Annotated in this window: 20 protein-coding genes; 13 read left to right on the forward strand and 7 right to left on the reverse strand. The window is 45.6% G+C overall.

Annotation, left to right across the window (positions count from 1 at the left end):
- Positions 1-180: 180 nt before the first annotated feature.
- Both LQZ19_RS14915 and LQZ19_RS14920 read left to right on the forward strand, forming a co-directional pair.
- A complete protein-coding gene (locus LQZ19_RS14915; protein WP_411048475.1) occupies positions 181-813 on the forward strand; it encodes a GyrI-like domain-containing protein in 633 nt (210 codons plus the stop codon).
- Positions 814-938: 125 nt separating this feature from the next.
- A complete protein-coding gene (locus tag LQZ19_RS14920; protein WP_411048476.1) occupies positions 939-1,691 on the forward strand; it encodes a hypothetical protein in 753 nt (250 codons plus the stop codon).
- A gap of 366 nt (positions 1,692-2,057) precedes the next feature.
- Here LQZ19_RS14920 and LQZ19_RS14925 read toward each other — a convergent pair whose 3' ends face one another.
- On the reverse strand, positions 2,058-2,216 hold the full coding sequence (locus LQZ19_RS14925) for a hypothetical protein (RefSeq protein WP_411048477.1): 159 nt from the start codon (positions 2,214-2,216) through the stop codon (positions 2,058-2,060).
- Between the two features lie 343 nt (positions 2,217-2,559).
- Here LQZ19_RS14925 and LQZ19_RS14930 point away from each other — a divergent pair, with 343 nt between their 5' ends.
- The 3 genes from LQZ19_RS14930 (at position 2,560) to LQZ19_RS14940 (ending at position 3,780) form a co-directional block, all read left to right on the forward strand.
- Positions 2,560-2,697, forward strand: coding sequence for a hypothetical protein (locus LQZ19_RS14930; RefSeq protein WP_411048478.1), 138 nt, complete (start codon positions 2,560-2,562; stop codon positions 2,695-2,697).
- Between the two features lie 38 nt (positions 2,698-2,735).
- Positions 2,736-3,059 (forward strand): TfoX/Sxy family protein, encoded by a 324-nt coding sequence (locus LQZ19_RS14935; RefSeq protein ID WP_411048480.1) that lies wholly within the window; start codon positions 2,736-2,738, stop codon positions 3,057-3,059.
- A gap of 154 nt (positions 3,060-3,213) precedes the next feature.
- Complete coding sequence (locus LQZ19_RS14940; protein ID WP_411048481.1) at positions 3,214-3,780, forward strand: beta/alpha barrel domain-containing protein; 567 nt, start codon at positions 3,214-3,216, stop codon at positions 3,778-3,780.
- Here LQZ19_RS14940 and LQZ19_RS14945 read toward each other — a convergent pair.
- Positions 3,755-4,864, reverse strand: coding sequence for a hypothetical protein (locus tag LQZ19_RS14945; RefSeq protein WP_411048482.1), 1,110 nt, complete (start codon positions 4,862-4,864; stop codon positions 3,755-3,757). The two genes, LQZ19_RS14940 and LQZ19_RS14945, sit on opposite strands and share 26 nt — an antisense overlap.
- 55 nt (positions 4,865-4,919) lie before the next feature.
- Between LQZ19_RS14945 and amrB the strand changes: the two genes are divergently transcribed.
- From amrB to xylB, 7 genes are all read left to right on the forward strand, one after another.
- A complete protein-coding gene (gene amrB, locus LQZ19_RS14950; protein WP_411048483.1) occupies positions 4,920-5,768 on the forward strand; it encodes an AmmeMemoRadiSam system protein B in 849 nt (282 codons plus the stop codon).
- 11 nt (positions 5,769-5,779) lie between these two features.
- Complete coding sequence (locus tag LQZ19_RS14955) at positions 5,780-6,721, forward strand: AraC family transcriptional regulator (protein ID WP_411048484.1); 942 nt, start codon at positions 5,780-5,782, stop codon at positions 6,719-6,721.
- A gap of 85 nt (positions 6,722-6,806) precedes the next feature.
- Positions 6,807-8,732, forward strand: a complete 1,926-nt coding sequence (locus tag LQZ19_RS14960) for a right-handed parallel beta-helix repeat-containing protein (RefSeq protein WP_411048485.1) — start codon at positions 6,807-6,809, stop codon at positions 8,730-8,732.
- A gap of 22 nt (positions 8,733-8,754) precedes the next feature.
- Positions 8,755-10,032: an extracellular solute-binding protein gene (locus LQZ19_RS14965; RefSeq protein WP_411048486.1), complete on the forward strand. Its 1,278-nt coding sequence runs from the start codon at positions 8,755-8,757 to the stop codon at positions 10,030-10,032.
- Between the two features lie 4 nt (positions 10,033-10,036).
- Entirely contained in the window at positions 10,037-10,939 is a 903-nt protein-coding gene (locus tag LQZ19_RS14970) for a carbohydrate ABC transporter permease (protein ID WP_411048487.1), read from the forward strand.
- Position 10,940: 1 nt separating this feature from the next.
- On the forward strand, positions 10,941-11,795 hold the full coding sequence (locus tag LQZ19_RS14975; RefSeq protein ID WP_411048488.1) for a carbohydrate ABC transporter permease: 855 nt from the start codon (positions 10,941-10,943) through the stop codon (positions 11,793-11,795).
- 70 nt (positions 11,796-11,865) lie between these two features.
- Positions 11,866-13,356 (forward strand): xylulokinase, encoded by a 1,491-nt coding sequence (gene xylB / locus LQZ19_RS14980; protein WP_411048489.1) that lies wholly within the window; start codon positions 11,866-11,868, stop codon positions 13,354-13,356.
- Here the strand turns inward: xylB and LQZ19_RS14985 are convergent.
- From LQZ19_RS14985 to LQZ19_RS15000, 4 genes are read right to left on the reverse strand one after another with little or no spacing between them, the layout of a single operon-like run.
- A complete protein-coding gene (locus tag LQZ19_RS14985) occupies positions 13,347-15,035 on the reverse strand; it encodes a motility associated factor glycosyltransferase family protein (RefSeq protein ID WP_411048490.1) in 1,689 nt (562 codons plus the stop codon). The genes xylB and LQZ19_RS14985 overlap by 10 nt on opposite strands.
- Positions 15,028-16,533 carry a 6-hydroxymethylpterin diphosphokinase MptE-like protein gene (locus tag LQZ19_RS14990; protein ID WP_411048491.1) on the reverse strand — a complete coding sequence of 502 codons (1,506 nt, stop codon included), beginning with the start codon at positions 16,531-16,533 and terminating at the stop codon, positions 15,028-15,030. The genes LQZ19_RS14985 and LQZ19_RS14990 overlap by 8 nt, the downstream gene beginning before the upstream one ends.
- 1 nt (position 16,534) lies before the next feature.
- Positions 16,535-17,464 (reverse strand): hypothetical protein, encoded by a 930-nt coding sequence (locus LQZ19_RS14995; RefSeq protein WP_411048492.1) that lies wholly within the window; start codon positions 17,462-17,464, stop codon positions 16,535-16,537.
- Positions 17,464-19,284: a hypothetical protein gene (locus tag LQZ19_RS15000; RefSeq protein ID WP_411048493.1), complete on the reverse strand. Its 1,821-nt coding sequence runs from the start codon at positions 19,282-19,284 to the stop codon at positions 17,464-17,466. Before LQZ19_RS15000 ends, LQZ19_RS14995 begins: the two co-directional genes overlap by 1 nt.
- Positions 19,285-19,441: 157 nt before the next feature.
- Here LQZ19_RS15000 and LQZ19_RS15005 point away from each other — a divergent pair, with 157 nt between their 5' ends.
- Complete coding sequence (locus tag LQZ19_RS15005; RefSeq protein ID WP_411048494.1) at positions 19,442-19,897, forward strand: septum formation initiator family protein; 456 nt, start codon at positions 19,442-19,444, stop codon at positions 19,895-19,897.
- Here LQZ19_RS15005 and LQZ19_RS15010 read toward each other — a convergent pair.
- Positions 19,894-20,745, reverse strand: a complete 852-nt coding sequence (locus LQZ19_RS15010; RefSeq protein WP_411048495.1) for a TP0183 family DNA metabolism protein — start codon at positions 20,743-20,745, stop codon at positions 19,894-19,896. The two genes, LQZ19_RS15005 and LQZ19_RS15010, sit on opposite strands and share 4 nt — an antisense overlap.
- Positions 20,746-20,749: the final 4 nt, after the last annotated feature.

A 20,749-nucleotide genomic window follows, 5' to 3' on the forward strand; every position in this document is an offset into this window, starting at 1 on the left:
GATGAGCTGCTCTCCGCCGAGAAATTGGAGCTTGAGCATCCGGGCCAGTTTTTCATCGTCAGCGGACCAAAGGTCCGACGGAAACTGGTTGTTATTCGTTATTGTAATATACAAAAATAAAACATAATATTCATTGACAAAAGGGGAAATTATTTAGTAAAATATAAAAAGGAGTTTAAGATGGCAAATACATTAGATTTTAAAAAAGAATATAAAGAACTTTATTTACCCAAAACAGAACCTACATTAATTAAAATTCCTGAAATGATTTATGTATCCATTATTGGAAAAGGCAACCCCGATGACCCCAATGGTGAATATAAAAATGCTATAGAAACATTGTATGGAATACAATATACGATTAAGATGAGTAAAAAAGGAACTTATGCCCCAGATGGATATTTTGATTATGTTGTACCACCTCTTGAAGGGTTTTGGTGGTCAGATATTGAAACAGAAATGAAAAATAAATCCGAATATAATTGGATTTCTATAATACGCTTACCTGAATATGTAACTAAAGGCGTATTTAAATGGGCTTGTGAAGAAGCAGGAAAAAAGAAAAAAATAGATACAACAAAAGCAAAATTATTAAAAATAAACGAAGGATTATGTGTCCAATGTATGCATATTGGATCTTTTGATGAAGAATCAAAAACACTCAAATTAATTGAAAAATTCATTGAAGACAATAATTTAATAAAAGACATAAATAACAAAAGAAGACATCACGAAATATATTTATCAGATCCAAGAAAAGTAGAAGAAGCAAAAATGAAAACAGTAATAAGAATACCAGTGAAGAATAAATAGGTAAAAAACAAAGGGCACATCGCACAGTAGGACATTATGCGAAATACGGGCTAAATTGATTGTAAAATTAAAAAAATACACCGTGGATATTGAACAATTTTCAAAAATAATGTATAAAGGTAATAATGAACTTAATTAAGATTATAAAATTATTATCATTTATTATTATTTTGCTTTCATGCAGTAATAGAAATAATGGCGCTAATATTAATCCAGAAAATATAGTAGAAAATAATTATTTTCATACATTTTCTCAACAAAATATACATAAAGTCGAAATGATGCATCCGTTAGAATATTATAAAAATGAAATAATTAAATACGAAGATAATTATTATGGATTTAATGATATTTCAATGAAAATAACCGACCTTATGAATATATCTTCAATTATACAAATAGACAATGTAATTCCAGGTTTATTAACATTCTTGGTGAGCTGGTTTAATCCTAAAGGATACATATACTATTTGTATTCCTTTGATAAAGAACAAGAAATCACAAAACATTATTATTGCGGACAATTGGTTCCATTTGAAAACCATAAAATATTAATGGAAAAACTGGATGGAGAAATATTGGAATATGGAGATGTTTCAGTAGGTGATTTTAATAAAGATGGAGTTAATGAAATTCTATTGTATTCACAATATCAGCATATAGGCTATGTATTTCTTGTTTATGGTTTTAATATTGAAGAAAATAAATTGGAAGAATTGTGTTTAGTACCTGTATTCATCAATTTCGAGAATCCGTTTCCGTCAGTAGAATATATTGAGAATGGTTTCAAAATTCTTGAGATAATTGATGAAGAGTATACGGATTTGGCATGGAATAATTATATATGGGATAAAAATATTGGAAAATATATAAAATAATGTAGTACGCCCGGTTCTACCCGGCAATTTAAGGATTTTTAACCGCAAAGTTGAAGGAAGCGAAGAAGTATTTAAGGAATCCGTTCTCTTTTCCCCTTCCTTCTTCGACTTTTGCGCCTTTGCGGTTCGTTATTCATCTTAATTTTACGATGTTGTGCCAGGCACCAAATTCCTAACTGGGGGAAGGTCCTCCTGATCAAGCTCGAAGGTTTCAAAGCGTTTGACCTTATTCGAATCCTCCAGGTTGCAAATAGTATACTATTTGTACTTGGAATAAAGTTAATATAAAAAACGGCCCAACTGCACATAACAACAGGTCTGTATGCGTTCCGGGCCTTCGGCCTTCCAGGGTTCCGTTCACCTAGGTCATTTCATGATGTCCGCAACAATGGCGATGGCGGTCATCACGCTGATCCCGGACATACTGGTCAGGATGTCAATCTCGTGGATAAAGGGAGCAGCGTCTATTTTAATCCGGTCTTCGAGCTTGTCGAAAGTGGCTTCATGCTGTTCCAGGGTATCCATGAGGAGGCCTATCTGGAAAGAGAGAACCGGGTCCTGAGAGATAACTCGGATAAGTTTCCGGGTTTTCTTTCCTTAGAAATGGTGAGTAAATTACATAGATAAAGAATATAAAATAAATAATCAATATAAAAGCAAGACAAGCTTCACCTAACCAAGGTGTACTTTTAATGAGATTTCGCATAACAACAGAGAAAAAAGATAGACAAACCAAAGAAATGATGATACGATACGAATATTATGGTAAATTATAAGCAAACAGATAAAGAGTAAGGGCTATTTCTGGAAGTAGGCTTTACGGGATTCGATGAGGTGTACAATAACGACAAAAAAAGCGTGCCGGCGTATGAACCGCGAAAAGTGTAACGGCCGCGGTCTATGCGCTGAAGCCTGTCATGAGGGCGCTATCCGCATTATTGACGGCAAGGCAAAACTAAGGAGGGTGATTACCCTGTCCATAAACGGTAAAATCCTGGCCGATTAAACATAGATATATTTTAACTTTTTCAGAGGAAGCATAAAATGGCAAGCGATATTAATTTCGTAAATTTTGTTATAGATCAAATTAAAAATGTGGGAATAATAACTCATAAGAAAATGTTTGGTGAGTATTTAATTTATGCAAATCAAAAACCAGTAGTTTTAATATGTGATGATACAGCATATGTAAAAATACTTGATTGTGTAAAACCATATTTTGAAAATGCAGAAAAAGGTTTTCCGTATAATGGGGCAAAGGAGCATTATATAGTTGACGTTGAGAATAGTGAATTATTATCAACAATAGTAAAAGAAATAGAAAAAGTAACTCCAATTCCTACGAAGAAGAATAAAAACAAAAAATAACTTCGAATTACGAATTTTCTGAAAAAGTTCTTGCAACGGTAATACAAACGTTTATATGCCATTTGTCAAAAAAATTGAGATTTTTCTTGTTTTTTTTAAAAACATGGTAAAATTATTCCTTACAATAAGCATATTTTTTACATGGAGGCAAAGTATGAATTTACAACGTCCTAACGGTAATGACGCTACACGGTCGGTTAACCGATCAACCAATGTAGTACCCTCAAGCGGTCTCTGTTCCCGGTACCACTCAGGGTACGGTGCGGGTGGTTTCAGCTCCGAAGACGGTGTCTTTAAGGCCCTGGCCTTAGGGAGCCCCTATGTAAAGGCGGTGTGTATGGGCCGTGCGCTTATGATCCCCGGTATGGTGGGAAAAAATATCGCTTTATGGATCAAGGATGGGAACCTTCCTAAGACAGTATCCGATTACGGAAACAGCCTGGAAGAGATCTTCGTTAACTACGAAAAGGTAAAGAGTATTGTCGGTTCAGAAGAAATTGATAAGATACCCTTGGGCGCCATCGGTATCTACAGCTATGCGGACAAACTTAAAGTCGGTCTCCAGCAGCTCATGGCCGGGGCCCGGCGTTTCAACCTTTCTATTATCCGCCGTAAAGATATCATGTCCCTTACGGAAGAGTGTACCAAAGTTACGGGTATTCCCTATCTTATGGAATGTTACCGTTCTCTTCCGGTCATTTTTTCCCATGATTTTTTATAAAGGCCTGGTATTTTTCGGGATCGCTCTTAAATGCAATAATCGGAGATTCCGATTCCAGTCGGGTTTTTTCCAGGGCTTTGGAAGCCTCAAGAAGAAGCCGATCCGCCTCAAGCAGCCGTCCTGAACGGGCACTGATGCCGATACGGAGATCCCCCTTGTGGGGAAATATCTCCGGAAAGCCGGTTAACAACTGGTTGTGAAACTGCTTGGCCTTAGCAAAGCTCTCGTCAAGACTGCTGTCGGGAAGGATTACGGTTATGCCCCTCTCTCCCCGTTCAAAGATTAGGTCTTGGTGAGTGAAAAAATTCAACGCCTGGTCGGTAAATCTTCGGTAGATAACGGAATCATCATCGACACCAAATCCGGCGGTAAGACTTAATTCCATGAGAATTAAGGTCAGATCCTGTTCAGCGGCGGAACAGCTGCGTAACTTCGAGGCCAACTTTTCCCTGGTATGGGATTCCTCGGCCGCATTGCTACGGCTCAGGGGTGGGCGTTTCTTTTCTGTGGAAGGATAGGTTTTCTGCATTTTATCCGAAACCAAGGGTCCTGCTTTCTTATTTGTAAGAGAAGAGATCAGCAGAGCCACGGCGGACAGAAGGATGGCCGCTAAAACCATTAAAAGGGACTGTTTTAACACAAGTGAAAAGGCAGGGTAATCAATATCATTGGATACTGCGGTGATGGTTGCATTCCGCAGTCCGTCAACCCGGAGGGGGGAGAAAAGGGGATCCCGGGAGATCCCAAAACGGCGTTGGAACCGGGGAGTTTCTCCCTCCCAGCCAATGATACCGTTATTTTCCCGTTCAAAGGTAAATTCAGCCCCAAAGGGTCCGGTAACGATGATCCCCTGGATGGTTTTTGAACCCATAACGGCATCCCGAACTGCATCCTTAAAGGGTTCTTCCATGAATCCGAGTACTCCCGCAGAGGAGGCAATATCCGCCAGATCATAGAATTCCCTTTGAGCGATACTCCGGCGTTCATTAATACCCTTAAGTATCCGTATACCGCCGGTACCGATGGCTGCAGCGTACAATACGATACTTATTACAGCAATAATTGACGTAACTTTTATTCGCATGAAAGTAGTATAATCGCTTTTTGAATTTTTTGCTATAATGTTTTAAAATACTTGTATGAGTTTACGAAAAACATGCCTTCCTCCAGGCTGGTATCCCCAAACATCCGAAGGGGTTTCCCGGTTTTTGGCGAAAATCCTTCAGGAAAACCGGGATGATGGGACCGCATCGGCTGCGGTAGCTCCCCATGCGGGTTGGCGTTATTCTGGCGCCATTGCGGCCAGGGTGTTTCTGTCACTGAAACGGGATGCGGATACGGTGGTTGTAATAGGCGGCCATATTCCGGGCGGAATGTCTCCCCTTATGGCCGAGGAGGACGCTATGGAGACTCCTTTTGGGGAGATGCCTGTGGATAAGGAATTTCGTCTTGCTTTGGGTCAGTCTCTGGGCTGTCTGCCCGACCGATATACGGATAATACCGTTGAGGTACAGCTTCCCATGGTTCATTATTTTTTCCCGGCGGCAAAATTACTCTGGCTCCGGCTCCCGGCGGATGAAAATTCCTTTGAAGCGGGCAGGGAAATCGCCCGGATAGCCGAAAAAATCGGCCGGAAGCTGGTAGTTCTGGGTTCTACAGATCTGACCCATTATGGAGACAACTACGGATACAGTCCCCATGGCGGGGGTAAAAAAGCCCTTGCCTGGGTTCGGGATGTAAACGATGCCAATTTTATCGCCGCAGTTAAATCCGGCGATCCCCGGGTAATTTTGGACCGGGCAGAGAAAGACCGTTCCGCGTGTTCTGCCGGGGCCGTTCTGGGAGCCCTGGGCTTTGTCAAAGCTGAAGCTCAGGGCTCCGGCGCAGAGGCCGAACTCCTTGCCTATGGAACCAGCGCCGATGTAAACCCCCATGTTGGAGAAGTTCCGGACTCCTTTGTGGGTTACGGAGCTTTTTGTTGGAGATGAAGGGGGAAGGAATGGGCGTACATACAAAATCTGAACAGAAACCCTGGCAAGAAAAGGAGTCCTTTGCCTATTCCTTCCCCTATCGTTCCTGGGACAGCATGATGCCCCTTTTTACCTTTCCCTTGCATTGGCATGAATACCATGAAATACTGTATGTGTTAAAGGGGAAAACCTACGCGTCCTTGGCCGGTGAAACCTACGAAGTTTCGGAGGGGGATATAATTACCATAAACGATAGCGTATTGCATGGGTTTTTTCCCTCAAGTCCCGGTACATCGGTTCGAATTTTCCAATTTGAATCTAAAATATTTAACGAAAGCGGTTTTGAGCTGCAGGACGGTGTTCACGGGGAACCGGTATTTGCGCGGAAGCCCCTGCTGAGCGCAAAAAAAGATGGAATCCTCTATAAAAAAGCGGTGTCTCTTATTATGGATATGTTCGGGGAATATAACCGGAGGGACGCCGGATTTCGCCTCTCCATCAAATCGAAGCTTTATGAGTTTGCCCTGATGTTTCTCCGGGAAATGCCCTCCGAACAGTTTATTAAACCCAATAGAAACAAGAACACTAAATATGTGAATGAGCGCCTGGAACAAATATTATCATTTATTTTTAAAAATTTTGATAAGCCGAATATTACCCTGGATGATGCCGCCGGTGAGGCTGCCTTAAGTAAATTCCATTTTACCCGGTTCTTAAAAGGGCAAACCGGACATAGTTTCCATTCCTATCTTTCCATGGTACGGATCAGCCATGCGGTGGAGTATCTTGTAAAAACCGATACCTCCGTTACGGATATTGCCTACCAAAGCGGATTTTCAAGCCTTAAAACTTTTAACCGCGTTTTTAAGACCTATACGGGGAAAAACCCCTCCCAGTACCGGTATGAGGCCAGTGCCGGAGTTGAAACAACAAAAAACCGGGCCCATCAGGTCAATAATAGCAATTTTTGAGGTAAACTCGACAATAATTGGCGAGCAGTGTTTTTTGTATACCCTTATAATAACAATTGGGAGAAACTAATATGAGGGTACGTATATGAACAAGGTTTACCATGTCGCAAAAACAGGTTCCGACCATAACACAGGAACGGCAGAATCGCCATTTTTGGCTATCAATAAAGCGGCAGGGCTCGCAGCAGCCGGTGATACCGTCATCGTACATGGGGGTGTATACCGGGAGTGGGTGCGCCCCAAAAACACCGGCATCAGTAATACGCGGCGTGTGGTGTTTAAGGCCGCTCCCGGGGAAAAGGTTGTTATAAAGGGGTCGGAGGCGGTGACCGGCTGGGAAAAAGTACAGGGAGCTGTCTGGAAAAAGACCCTGGATAACGGGTTCTTTGGCAGTTACAATCCCTTTGCCGCAAACATTATCGGTGAATGGGTCGTGCATGGGCATGAGAAGCACCTCGGCGACGTGTATCTTAACGGGATGTCTTTTTACGAAGTTGTAAAATATGAAGATTTGGCTGCCCCTGCGCTACGTACGGAAATTCTGGATGACTGGACCAAAAAGATGACCCCTATTATCAATCCTGAGCAGACACAGTATGTCTGGTACGCCGAAGTAAATGAATCCACCACCACCATATTTGCCAATTTTCAATCCCATGACCCCAATAAGGAGCTTGTTGAAATCAATGTCCGCAGGTCCTGCTTCTACCCTGAAATTACCGGTATAGATTATGTGACCGTATCCGGTTTTGAGCTGGCTCAGGCGGCTACTCCCTGGGCTCCGCCGACGGCGGATCAACCGGGGCTTATCGGACCAAACTGGGCAAAGGGTTGGATCATAGAAAACAATAGTATCCACGACGCGAAGTGCAGCGCAATCAGCATCGGCAAAGAGATTACCACCGGGCACAATCAGTATACAAGACGGGGCGACAAGGCAGGATATAATTATCAGCTTGAAGCGGTGTTTTCAGCACTTGCCAAGGGTTGGAGCAAGGAACATATCGGTTCGCATATTATCAGGAATAATACGATTTATGACTGCGGGCAAAATGCCATAGTTGGGCATTTGGGTTGCGTTTTTTCAGAGATCTATGACAATCATATCTACAACATTTCTACTAAAAGAGAATACTACGGACACGAAATTGCGGGCATCAAGCTCCATGCCGCCATTGATGTTCAGATCAGGCATAACCGTATCCATAATTGCTCCCTGGGTACCTGGCTGGATTGGCAGAACCAGGGCGCCCGGGTGAGCCGGAATATCTATTACAACAATAATCGCGACCTGTTTGTCGAGGTTTCGCACGGACCATTTCTCGCCGATAACAATATATTCGCATCGAAGGATTTCATTACAAATGCCGCACAGGGAAGCGCGTTTATAAACAATCTTATATGCGGCGACATGCAGTATTATGATGTGCTTGACAGGGCAACACCCTATCACCTGCCGCACAGCACTTTGGTGAAGGGTTACACGGTGGTATTAAGCGGAGATGATCGTTGGTACAACAATATCTTCGTAGGCGCGGCCGGAGCCGACAGGACAGGTACCGCGCAGTATGACGGTCAGACCGCGTCGATAGAGGAGTACCTAAAGCGGATTAAAGATCGCGGCGTCGGTGACTTTGAAGCGTTTTTAGAGGAAGGTAAGCAATATGTATACATAAATGACAATGCTTACCTGGGCGCCGCAAAGGCATATAACCGGGAAGAGAACCCTGTGGTTGACCCGGGATTTGATCCAAAGGTGAGTATTATAGAAGAGGGTGCGCAGGTATTGTTATCCATCGAACTCCCGGTGTCTATTGATAAAATAAATGGTAAGATTATTGATACCGGTATCTTAGGCCGGGTTCGGATCGCCGATGCTAATTTCGAGAACCCTGACGGCAGCGAGCTCGTGGTGGATACAGATTTGCTTGATGAAGTGCGCCGAAATGGAACTATCATCGGTCCTATTGCGGCGCTAAAGAACGGGGCAAATCGCATTAGGGTGTGGTAAAGATATTATTCAAGGAGTTTCTATGAAGAAGATCGGGATAAACTGCATTTTTATACTTTTTGTGGTTAGCATGGCCTTTATCGGCTGTGCTAAAAAGGATAGCGGAAAAAAGGTGTTGGAGCTCTGGCATATCCAGACAGCCGACCCCATGCCGGCAATTATTCAGGCTTCAGCGGATCGCTTTACGGCGGCAAACCCCGATTTCGAGGTGCGGATTAGTTCGATTGCCAACGATTCGTTCAAACAAAAATTAGCTGTGGCGATGTCATCGAACAAGATGCCCGATGTGTTCCTCTCGTGGTCCGGAGGCCCGATGGAAGAATACGCACGGGATGGTACGATTGTCGATCTGACCCCCTACATGAATGCCAATAATTATAAGGATAAGTATCTCGACGCCGGTATCGCCCAAGCCACATACCAGGGTAAAATCTGGGGTGTTCCGGTGGAAAACGTCGCAATTTGCATGGTTTATTACAACAAGGAGCTTTTTTCCAAATATGGTCTTAATGTGCCCGCAACCGTTGCTGATTTAGAAAAGGTGGCAGATACCTTTCTAAAAAATGGGATCTCACCCTTTAGCCTTGCCAACAAAACCCAGTGGACAGGTTCAATGTACTTTATGTTCCTTGCCACCCGTCATGGCGGTACGGCGCCCTTTAAAGCGGCGCTCTCAGGCGATGGCAGCTTTACTGATCCTGCTTTTGTCTGGGCGGGGGATAAGATTCAGGAATGGGTAAAAAAAGGTTACTTCAATACGGGATTTAACGGCTTAGACGAAGATTCCGGTCAGGCGCGGCAGATACTCTACAAAGGCGACGCAGCCATGCTCATCATGGGTAGTTGGTTCCTCGGGCAGGCATTAAGCGAAAGTCCTGAATTCTATAGCAAACTTGGCCTCTTTAACTTTCCAAAAGATGAGACCGGCGTGGGTGATGCACGTACTCTCATCGGTACTGTGGGGGATAACTTTTATCATGTAGCTGCTTCCGGCAAATACCCCGAAAAGGCGTTTGAGTTGATCTCCCACTTGCTTGATGATGATGCCGTGTCCGCGCGGATTGCTGCCGGACATACCCCTCCGCTTAAAAATGTACACGTTCCCGATGCGCTCTCCCAGGAGCTGTTGAATCAACTTGAGATGGCGCCGGATATTCAATTTTGGTACGATCAGAGCCTTTCCCCCGAAGTTTCCGAGGTACATAAAACCACTTCACAGGAAATTTTCGGTGGAACCAAAACATCCTTACAAGCCGCAGAAGAGCTTGAGAAAGCACAGAAAGCGTACTTAAAGAAGTAATGCCATGACAACGAATTCATTGCGAGACAAGCGGCAGCAGGAAGTTAGGATTGCTGCGGCAGTATTTTTAGCTCCGACGATTCTTATCATGCTTATCTATATTGTATATCCGATTATTGATTCATTTATTACCAGTACGGTTGAGTGGAACGGCAGAACACCCCGTGCGCGGGCTGCGTTTGTCGGCCTTGCCAATTGGGTGCGGCTGGTACAGGATAAAACATTTTGGTTTGCGTTTAGAAATAATATTATCATCATGTTTTTATCCCTGGTGTTTCAGGTACCATTCGCCCTAGGGTTGGCAACCTTTCTTGACCGTATTGGTAAGAAGGGATTGATATTTAAAGTGATTTGGTTTTTGCCCTACCTTATTTCATCGGTGGCTATCGGTGTATTATTTAAATTCGCCTTAGACGCAAATTACGGACTTTTAGCTTCAATAGCCAAGGCTTTTGGCGGAGGCGGCGTAGATCTGTTGGGCAACCCAAAAGTGGCGCTTTTTACCGTTATTGGTGTGGTTTGTTGGCAGTATATCCCGTTTTACATGGTATTGTATATTGCTGCCTACGGAATGATCCCGATGGAGTTATATGAAGCCGCCTCGATAGACGGCGCTTCCATGGGACAGTATTTTTGGAAAATTGCTCTGCCCATGCTTAAACCTACGATTATCAGCGGCGCTACCATTTCGATTATTGGTGCGTTAAAATACTTCGATTTAATATTTGTTATGACCGGCGGCGGTCCGGGGACATCTACCGAGCTCATGGCAACGTATATGTACAAAACCTCCTTTGTTAAATTTAATATGGGATACGGGGCAACGGTTGCCTGCGGTATGTTTATATTGATCACCGCCACGGCGTTAATCGTTGTTTCGGCGCTCAATAAACAGACAGAGGTGTAAGATGGAAAGGGATACAGAAAAAATCAATAAAAAACATGTATCTCTATTCTGGATACTCGCCATCGTTTTTGGCATTGTGTGGCTTCTAATCGCCGGCGGTCCGTTTTATTACCTTATCCTTATTTCGATGAAAAGCCAGGGTGAATTCTTAACCGGCAACCTTTTTCAATTACCGGATCGTTTTAATCTTTCTAATTTTATAACGGTACTGCATGGCGATTTTTTAAAGTACCTTTTTAATAGTGTATTGGTACTGGCCATATCCTTGATGCTGCTCCTCTTTATAAGCGCCTGTGCCGCGTACCCGCTTTCGCGTATGAAGTTTAAATTAAACCGGCCCCTTTACGGTATTATCGTAGCGGCGATGTCCATTCCAATTTATATCACCCTAATTCCGGTATTCACCATGTCGATACGTACGGGAATTTACGATAGTATATTTGCGTTGATTGGGCCTAATGTAGCGTTTAATCTGCCTATTTCGGTATTCATTCTAACCGGTTTTATGAAGGGTATCTCAAAGGAAATGGAAGAGGCTGCAGAGATTGACGGATGTGATAAGTTTAAGATCTTCTTTAGCGTGATATTACCGCTTTCAAAACCGGGCTTGGCTACGCTGGCCATTTATAACGGTGTGATTATCTGGAACGAATTTGTATTTGCCATGACGCTTACTCAAACGGCCAATGCGCGTACTCTACCCCTCGCAATATGGGACTACCAGGGACAATACACAATGAACATCCCGCTTATTATGGCGCTGCTGATTTTATCATCCTTACCGGTTATTTTGCTTTATGTATTCGGTCAGGATAAACTGGTAAAAGGTATGATGGCAGGCGCGGTAAAAGGGTAGGAGAACGGCAAACAGCATGATATGCTGATTTTAAGTGTTTTATGTATACGCCCTTAACGGAGGAATTAGGATGACAAGGACTGTAGCCGGTATCGACATGGGTACCCAAAGTATCAAGGTGGTTCTGTACGACTGGAAGGCCCATCGTATTATCGCTTCAAGAGCGGAGCCGGTGGAACTTATTGCGGAAAGTGACGGGACCCGGGAACAAAAAACGGAATGGTTTGATGCGGCGCTGGAAAAATGTTTTTCCGCCTTTTCACCGGAAGACAAAAACAGTATTGCCGCTATAGGTATTTCGGGACATCAACACGGTTTTGTGCCCCTGGATGCGGAGGGCAAGGCTCTTTACAACGTAAAGCTTTGGAATGATACTTCCACCGCCGAAGAATGCCGGCTAATCACCCAGGCAGCCGGGGGGGATGATGCGGTTATAGCGGAGGTTTGTAACCTCATGCTGCCCGGGTTTACCGCCCCAAAAATACTTTGGCTTAAACGGCATAAACCGGAGGCCTTTGCCCGGCTGCGTTACATTATGCTTCCCCACGATTATTTGAATTACCGCTTTACCGGTGAATACAAAGCCGAATACGGGGACGCCTCGGGTATGGCGATTTTTAACGGAAAAACCCGTTCCTGGTCAAAGAAGATATGCGCCATAATTGACGAAAAGCTCCTTGGTTTGCTGCCCCCCCTTATCAATTCGGATGAGCCTAACGGCTTCGTCCATGATGCGGCGGCCAAGCGTTTTGGGATTCCTGCGGGGATCCCCGTTTCTTCCGGGGGCGGGGACAATATGATGAGCGCCATCGGTACCGGCACGGTTCGGGACGGGGTTCTCTCCATGAGCCTGGGCACCTCGGGAACCCTTTACGGTTATTCTGAAACGCCCCTGTCTGATCCAAAAAACGGGCTTTCGGGCTTTAATTCATCCACCGGCGGCTATCTTCCGCTTTTGTGTACGATGAACTGTACCGTGGCCACCGAAGAAGCCCGCCGTATATTTAACCTGGAGGTCAAAGAATTCGACGCACTGGCGGAAAAATCAAAACCCGGCGCCGACGGCATAGTGTTTCTCCCCTTCTTTAACGGCGAACGTACCCCGAACCTTCCCAATGGCCGGGCGAGTATTTCCGGTATTAGCGCGGTTAACTTTACCAGGGAAAACATAGCCCGGGCCGCGATGGAATCGGCTATTTTTGGGATGCGCGGCGGTCTGGAGGCTTTTGTGGGGCTTGGCTTTAAGGCCCGTGAAATCAGAATCACCGGCGGGGGGAGCAAAAGCCCCCTCTGGCGTCAGATGGCGGCGGATATTCTGAACATCCCCGTAAAACGTCCCGCAAATGCGGAATCCGCCGCCATGGGCGGTGCAATCCAGGCGCTTTGGTGCTTGTTGAAAAAAGATGGAAATCCTGCGGATATTGCGGCCCTTACGGATGAACATATAGAAATTCAGGAAAGTGAAAGTATCAAGCCGGATAGTAAAACTGTCGCTGCATACAACACCGCATATACGGAGTATAACAAGTACCTTAAAGCGCTTAGTCCGCTTTATATATGACGGGGTAAACCAACAACCTTATTTAGTTCCTCAATGCAGTATTCCTTTACTGCATTAAAAACTGCCGGGGTATTCAGATCCGCTGCCCTTCGTTTTAATGCCGCTGCGGTGGGAAGCAAAGTAGTAAAGATAATGTTTTCTTCTTGAGTAAGGTCCGCCAGATAGTTTTGTACCGGCCCTTGTATGACAGGCAGGGCGGATATACCCTCTCGGTAACGGGAAAGAAATTCCTGAGCGCCCATAGTTGCTTTTCCGGCTGAAAAAAGTCGGTATACCCCGCCAATTTCTCCGGTGACCCTTTTCTCCGGATCGGGTTTAAAGCTAATCAGTGCCCCCATCCCCGGAGCGGCGTATACCTTAGCAGTAATGTTATGAACCCTGTCCTCAAGTCGCCGCCGGTACATGGTTAGGGCTTTTGTTTCATAATACCAGGATTTATTTTCCGGGATCTGCTTGGAAAGGGGAGTTCTATAAAGAAAAGCCGCATGAAGGCTCTCCAGGGAGGCGCAGCGATTTTGACGGTTTTCAAAAAGTGTACGGATATAGCTTCCACGGGCATAGGTGATCCCCAGGGGATAGGAGAAATCGGCGCCGTATAACTCAATACTTCGGGCGCCAAGATATTCCGCCAGAGACAGGGCTGCATAACTGACATTTGCTCCGGAAGTATCCAGTTCCGGAATTGGCCGCCAGTAACGTGACAAATAACGTGTTAAGGGATGGCCGCCCGAGAAAAAATAAGGCCGGGTAGAACGGGATGCCACCAGGGGAGGGCTGGCCAGATCGAGAAAGAGCAGAGTATGTTCAGGAAGTCCCGTCATAAAGTGGTAGTAGCTGATATGTTGGCAATCGATGGAAACTACCGCATCCGGTTCCAGGCCGGCGCTGAGCAGGCTGGGCAGAGAAGTATCCGCAGCAATAATGAATGGGCGTTCTTTCATTTTCAGTAGTAAAGGTATCTGTGAATCGAGACTTGGGCCTGCGGCACATATGGCGGCGCTGTGGATCGGGGGGAGGGCAGGGGTACTCTGTTCCGCCAAGGACAAATTGCGGATGATATTAGAAAACCAGCGTTTCCCAAAATGGGCCTGAACAGAATAATCCGCAGACACCGTTTCAATAGCGGCCTTAATCACTTCTCCGGCCTCGGTAAACAGCGGGCGTCCAAAGTCGGCCCTGGTACGCAGGGGCAGTAATGCGAAGCCGCCGCAGATACCGGGCTTATACCGGTCCAGGATATGTTTTTCCAGGGCTTTCCATGAAGGATCAACCAGCAAACGGAACCGGGGATCGTTAAAGATACTAATATATTCCTGGGAACTTAAAAGTTCCGCTACGCCGTGGATATCAAAATCAATAACCGTAACTTCCTCGGTTTCGGGCCGTTCAAGGGCTGCTTTTACATGAAAAGCCCCGCCAAGGCCAAAGATGATAAGAAACCCTTCCTTGCCAAGGGTGGAAACCAGGCGTTTCCCTTCCTTTTGCGGATCAACCAGAGAATGAAGAGGATGGGCGGCGCCGGAAGAATCCACCAAAGCGGGAATGGATTCTCCGGAACGGGAATCGATAAACCTATACTTGCCCCGGGTGGTTTCCGCTCCGGAAAGACGGGAACAGAGGGATGGATCAAACCTGGAGAGAGCTAATAGATTACGCTCAAAGAAAAAACTTTTATCCATGATCCACCCCGCAGACGGTATATATTTCCTCCCTAACCGCTTCGGCAGATACCGGGGAAGAACCGGGGAAAAGCAGGGGACCCAGTTCCTGCAGAAGAATCTCCCTGGTTTTACCGGATTCCAGTGCCCGTAGTAACGCTGCTGAAACCGTTTCTGTGGATGATTTTTCATTTGGTATTACTGTTTCTTCGCGGGGAATTCTCCGGCTAACGTCGGCATTGCAAGTTGCGGCGGTTTCTTTTACAGGTCCTGTCGCCGGATGCAAAATACCGGTAGTACGTTCCGTAAAAACAGAGCTGTTATTTCCCAGGGAAAAAAGACGATCCGGATAGGCAGCCATTTGACGGGCAAACCATTGGGTGTAGATGCCATGACTGCCGGAGGCTGTGATAGAGGAAGCGCGCATAAAGGCTTGAGAGTATGCCGGATTGAACCGGGATTCCCTTCCCATAAGGAGCCGATCAAAGCTGTAAGGTCTGGCATGGGTTTTGATATCCCGGTGGCCAAGGTCTATTCCGGTTATATATACCGGTCCTTGGGAGAGCTTAAAAGCCAAGTCCAGGGCAGTGGCGGTAACGGTTCCCCGCTGGGGAAGTGCAGCAAAAGGAAGACCCCTACTGTGCAGCATAAGATTCTGCCAGAGGGACCCGTCGCTTATGGGAAGCCAGGGCAGCTCAGCGAACTGGGAGGGAAGGGCGGCTGTTATCGCCGCAGCAAAGGCCGGGGCTTTTTTCTGCTTGGACCTGAGCGTCTCGTAAAGATGCAGCAGAGCCCAGTTTCCACCATCGGTGGTGAGTATCAGGTCGGGCTGCAAGCCTGCGGACAGTAGCGCAGGAACGGAAGATGAGACAGCCAGGATAAATATAGAGGAATACTTTTTCTGTTCGGTTAAAATTGGGATGGTCTCCTCCAGGCTCGGTCCTGCACCGGTGATTACTATCGGAGAAAAAAAGGGGTGATAGCGGAGAGATTTTTTTAAGAGCCGGATATTTTTAAATGCATTCTTAAACCATCTTTTTCCAAAATTATCCATGGTTCGCTTATTAGCATCTGCCCTTTTTATATATTCCACGATCTCCGCAAAAATTTTAAGGTAGACTTCACCAAAAGCCGCCTGGGCGGGCCGCCATTCAACTATGGCAACCGCCGCAGCTTCCGTATCCGGTAAATGGTTTTCCAAAAAATGTAACAGGGTCTCACCGGAACCGGGACTCCATACCCCATCGGCAACACTATCGGAACTGATTTCCGGGCGGAGAAAAAAATCGGAAACATGGATGTTTAGGATAACCGTATGCGGGAATTTTTTTCGCAGCGCCTGTGTTGTATATCCCAAACCGGGCTCCAGGAGGATAAAAAAACGAACTCCCTCACGAAAGTTAAGAGAATTGATATATTTTTCTGCCTCTAAGGGGGGATTGTACCGGGAATGCAGGGTCAGGTCTCCGACATGGACCGTAGGGAAACCACTCCCTGTAGAAACAAGCCGTTCAAGCATACTATAGGTAGGGCTGGATCAGCTCCAGTGCTTTATCCGGAATATCCGTTTTAAAACAAACCAGAACTTCTGCGCCAAGACTCATGGAAAGCCGGTGGGCAACAATTTCCCGGTCAAGAGACGGTGGGAGCAGGACAAGTACCCGTTTTGAGGAAAGAATTACCGGTGGGCCGAATGCACTGGTCATGGCCAAGACACGTTCTGCAAAGGAACCATTACTGCCTTTCGGCGCCACCGTCTGCGTCTCAAGAAGTATACCTTGAAAATCAACGTTAGTTTGATGATATCCGGTAATTTTTGTGCGTACCCCTTCCAGGGTTTCTTTCGGTTCAACTGTTTGGACAGTTTCTGAAACGGAAGGTGAAGATTCTACCGGAATTTCACCCTGTGGGCCCCCTTCTTTCCGGGTAATAATATCTTCCGGTACTTCCAGATCAAATCCTTCGGGCGCCGGTTCTATTTGATTTTTTATTGGGAAAAACACTTCACTGGTTTCAGAAATAAGTAAAGCTATTGTTTCCGGATTAAAACTGGAACCGCTTTCTTCTACTATAAAAAGCAGGTAACGAAAGGGTTTTAAATTATCCAGGGCAAATATCCAGAGATTCATACCGGCTATGAAAAATTTAAAGGCATAGGATTCAGGATTTGGAATTTTAAAATATGACTGTTCTTTTCCGGCTAAACCATCTTTGGGTAAACAAAGCTTGTTAACCCATAATCCTACGGAAGCATAGCTTTCATAGGTATCTTCTTTCAATTCCAGGCAGGCGCCGATTTTAAAGGAACCGTAACCTTTTAAAAGACTAAGTGCGGTATAGGCGGATGATTTTTTTGATCCCAGCCGTAAAATTCTATCCCGCAGGGCTTTTCCGGCTTCATTTAATTCCCGAGAAGATTCTTTGATTGATGCTTTGTTTAAAAGACCCATTAGCTTATGCCCAATTCCGCAAATAGTTTTTTGTAGGTATCAAAATATTCGGATTTGGCAAACTCTTCAATCTTTTCTTCGGGAAGGGATTCCAGCAATTTGTCCATATAGACGAGTACGTTTTTTAGTTCCACTTTAATCGTGGAAGGAATCCCCAAACCTGAGTCCGGTTCTGTTGGGATTTCTATAGAAAAATCGTCCGGAAAATCTATATTCAGTTCCCCGGCGTCCGCAGTATCTGCGGAGCCGGGGTCGTCAAAATTTTTATCATCGGGCTCCAAATCTTTACAGAGTTCATCGATTTCATCGATGGGCAATTCAAGCTCCGGAAGGTCCAGTACGATTTGCATACCATCGGGCAGAGCTTGTTCCAGATTTTCGTCTACCTCAGTCTCAGTAGGGTCTTCCCCATCATCATCCAGGGATATGGATTCAAAAGAATCATCGGTAATAACATTATCCTGGATATTTTCCTGGATGGGAAGCTCCGCATCTTCGGTGAGCATCTCAAAGTTAAGATCCTCATTGGAAATATCAAGCGATATTTCATCGGCGGTATCCGTAACAGCCAGGGGATCATCAAAGGATACTTCGGTAAATTCGGAGTCCCCGGAATCGCTTTCCGCAGCGGTCTCATCGGTCGAAAGGTCAATCGATTCGCTTTCGCTTGAAAAATCATCAAAAGAAACATCCTCGAAAAGATTTTCGTCAAGCTTGGGTACATCCGTATCATCCATATTGTCCAGATCGATCAGTGAAAGGTTGTCCAGGGAAGGTTCTTCCAGAGGAGTCTCTTTGATACCTTCGCTGAGATCCGGCTCATCGATGATCGCATCGGACAGATCGATTTGCTCTTCCGCCAGGGGATCATCCTCAAGGTAGCTTATATCATCCGGGGGAGGAGTCATGGGTTCCACTCCGTTTTCCCTGAGGGTCTTTAAAGCTTCGGTATCATGCGCGTCAAGGGATATATCAATGTCTTCACTATCCGATAATGTACGGTTCAGGGGCCGGCCCAAACCATCGTAGAGGATCTCTCCAGGGGAAGCATCTTCCTCAATTTTCGCAGCAGCCGGTTCTTCCGGAACTTGCAGCGAAGTTTCCTGCGCAGGAATAATATCTTCGGATGTCCGGTTCAGAGGCCTGCCCAGACCATCGTAGAGGAGTTCTTCTCCGGTCTCGTTGTTCTCCAAGCTTTCCACTGCCGTATTGTCCAGGGGGATGAATTCATCGTTAAGGCCTTCACCGGCGTCCGATCCGGTCTCCTCGGTAAAATCGGCGGTATGAATAATATTGTTAAGCTCATCCCCGGTTAGGGCGATTTTGTCATCATCCTCTTCATCAAAGAACCCGGCCCCTTCAGCTTCATCCTCACCGGCATTTTGGTCCGGCCTTTCGCTGCGGATTATCGAAAGTTCGCTTTTAAGGCTGGATAATTCGCCTTTTATTGAAGCCAGTTCATCGGCGATTTTCATCAATATTTGGGTGGAAACATCCGCCGTATCGCCCTTGCCTGTCTCCTTTGGGAGCTCCTGTACCGGGGGGGATTGGATATCGTTCCGTACCGCCTCCACATCATCAAAGTTGAGGTCTTCATCGATGGGATTTTCGTCGGAATCGTTAAAGTCTTCAAATGATAAATCGTCGGAAACCGGGCCGGAAACACTTCCCACGTCGGAAAGGAATCCACCGCCAAGGTCTTGGCTTTCACCGAGATCATGGGGTTCCAGTTTTACCCAAACGCCGTACTCATCAAGTTCATCTGAGGACCCGATTGTACTACGATCGTCGTATATTGAAGGATTTTTTTTTGTTGCCATTGGCCTCTCCCACTAAGATTACACGTATAGTATCAATTATCGTCAATACATACTATATATTGAGCTTATCTGTGGTTTTTTCCGTTGTCAATGGATATTTGAAAAACCTCCACGGAGTACCCTCAAGAATAAGGAAAAACAGCCGTTAATATGTACGATGCGTTTCTTGAAATACCTCATAGCAGTCTGGACGACCCTCGCCGTGTATACGGTTTCCGCCTTTTTTGTAGGCCCCACGGGGACCCACGCGTTTAAACAGCTTTCAGCGGAGCGGGAAAAACAACGGACAAATATCGAAGCCCTACAGAATCTTAATCAGGAACTTGCGGGTACCTTGAATTCCCTGACATACGATTCGGATACCATCATGATCTACGCCAGGGAGCTTGGTTATGGCGCCCAGAATGAAAATTTTGTCCGGATCGTGGGTCTTGGGGGGGCTAAAAAGCAACGGACCACCGCCGGACAGATTACGATCCCCCGTTCCCCGGGTTATATTCCCGAAAGGATACTCTGGTTCCTCGCTTTCTGCGCCGGGATTGGGGTGCTTGTTTTGTTAAGTATTTCCGAATTTATGCGGGAACGCCGTATACGCTGGCGTAACTACCGCTAACGGGATTTTGTCCATTCCGCTTCCTGGATAGAGCCGGGAAATAACTCTACAACCCTGTTAGCCTCGTACCGCACGCCGGTGAATGTTTTTAAGCCCCGTAAAACCGTACCGTTATCATAGAGAAAAAGCTCATACCGCCAGGGTTCTGCACGGGCCTTAAGTATACTGGCCACATCAAAGGGCATGGGATGATAAAACCATTCCGAATTAGGAGAGGTCTGGGTAATCCTTAGGCTGTTATTCTCAATGCTATAAGTCAAATTCATCTGTACGCCGGAAGAAAGGATGGCTAAACCGGTCCCGCCCCGTTGGAGGCGAATAAGCTCAACCCCGGCATCACCCCGCCAAGTACCCAGGATACGCGATTCCGTGAGAATTTCCTGGGATACTTCTTCATGAAACATTCCGTCAAATCCCATGGAAAAGGCAGCTTCCACCAGAGAACGTACTTTTAAGGTTAAATCCGTGGTAGTTTTATATATGGAAGTATGGTAAACCGTTTCTCCGGTTAGGTTTTTGATTATTTTCAAAGACAGGATCCGGGTTTCCTGATCAACGGTAATACTTCCGGAGAGGATAAAATCCGGCCCCGGACCCATATCCGTTTGCAACGAAGTTTCCTGCGCCGATAGGGAATAGGTTGCGTCTTCCGCTTCGTACACCTGCACCATATCGCCAATGTCGGTTACATAGGACTGTATTAGGGTTGAAATAAACTGCGCTTCTTCCTGGCCTAAACCTTCTATAACAAAAGGTATGAACCGAATGATCGGTTTATTATCCTGCGCCGCAATGGGGAAGGAACAAAGCATTGAGAAAAGAAAAAAGGACAGAATCATCCTTTTCATTTTA

The organism is Treponema primitia (genome assembly GCF_046533075.1).
GTDB lineage: Bacteria > Spirochaetota > Spirochaetia > Treponematales > Breznakiellaceae > Termitinema > Termitinema primitia_B.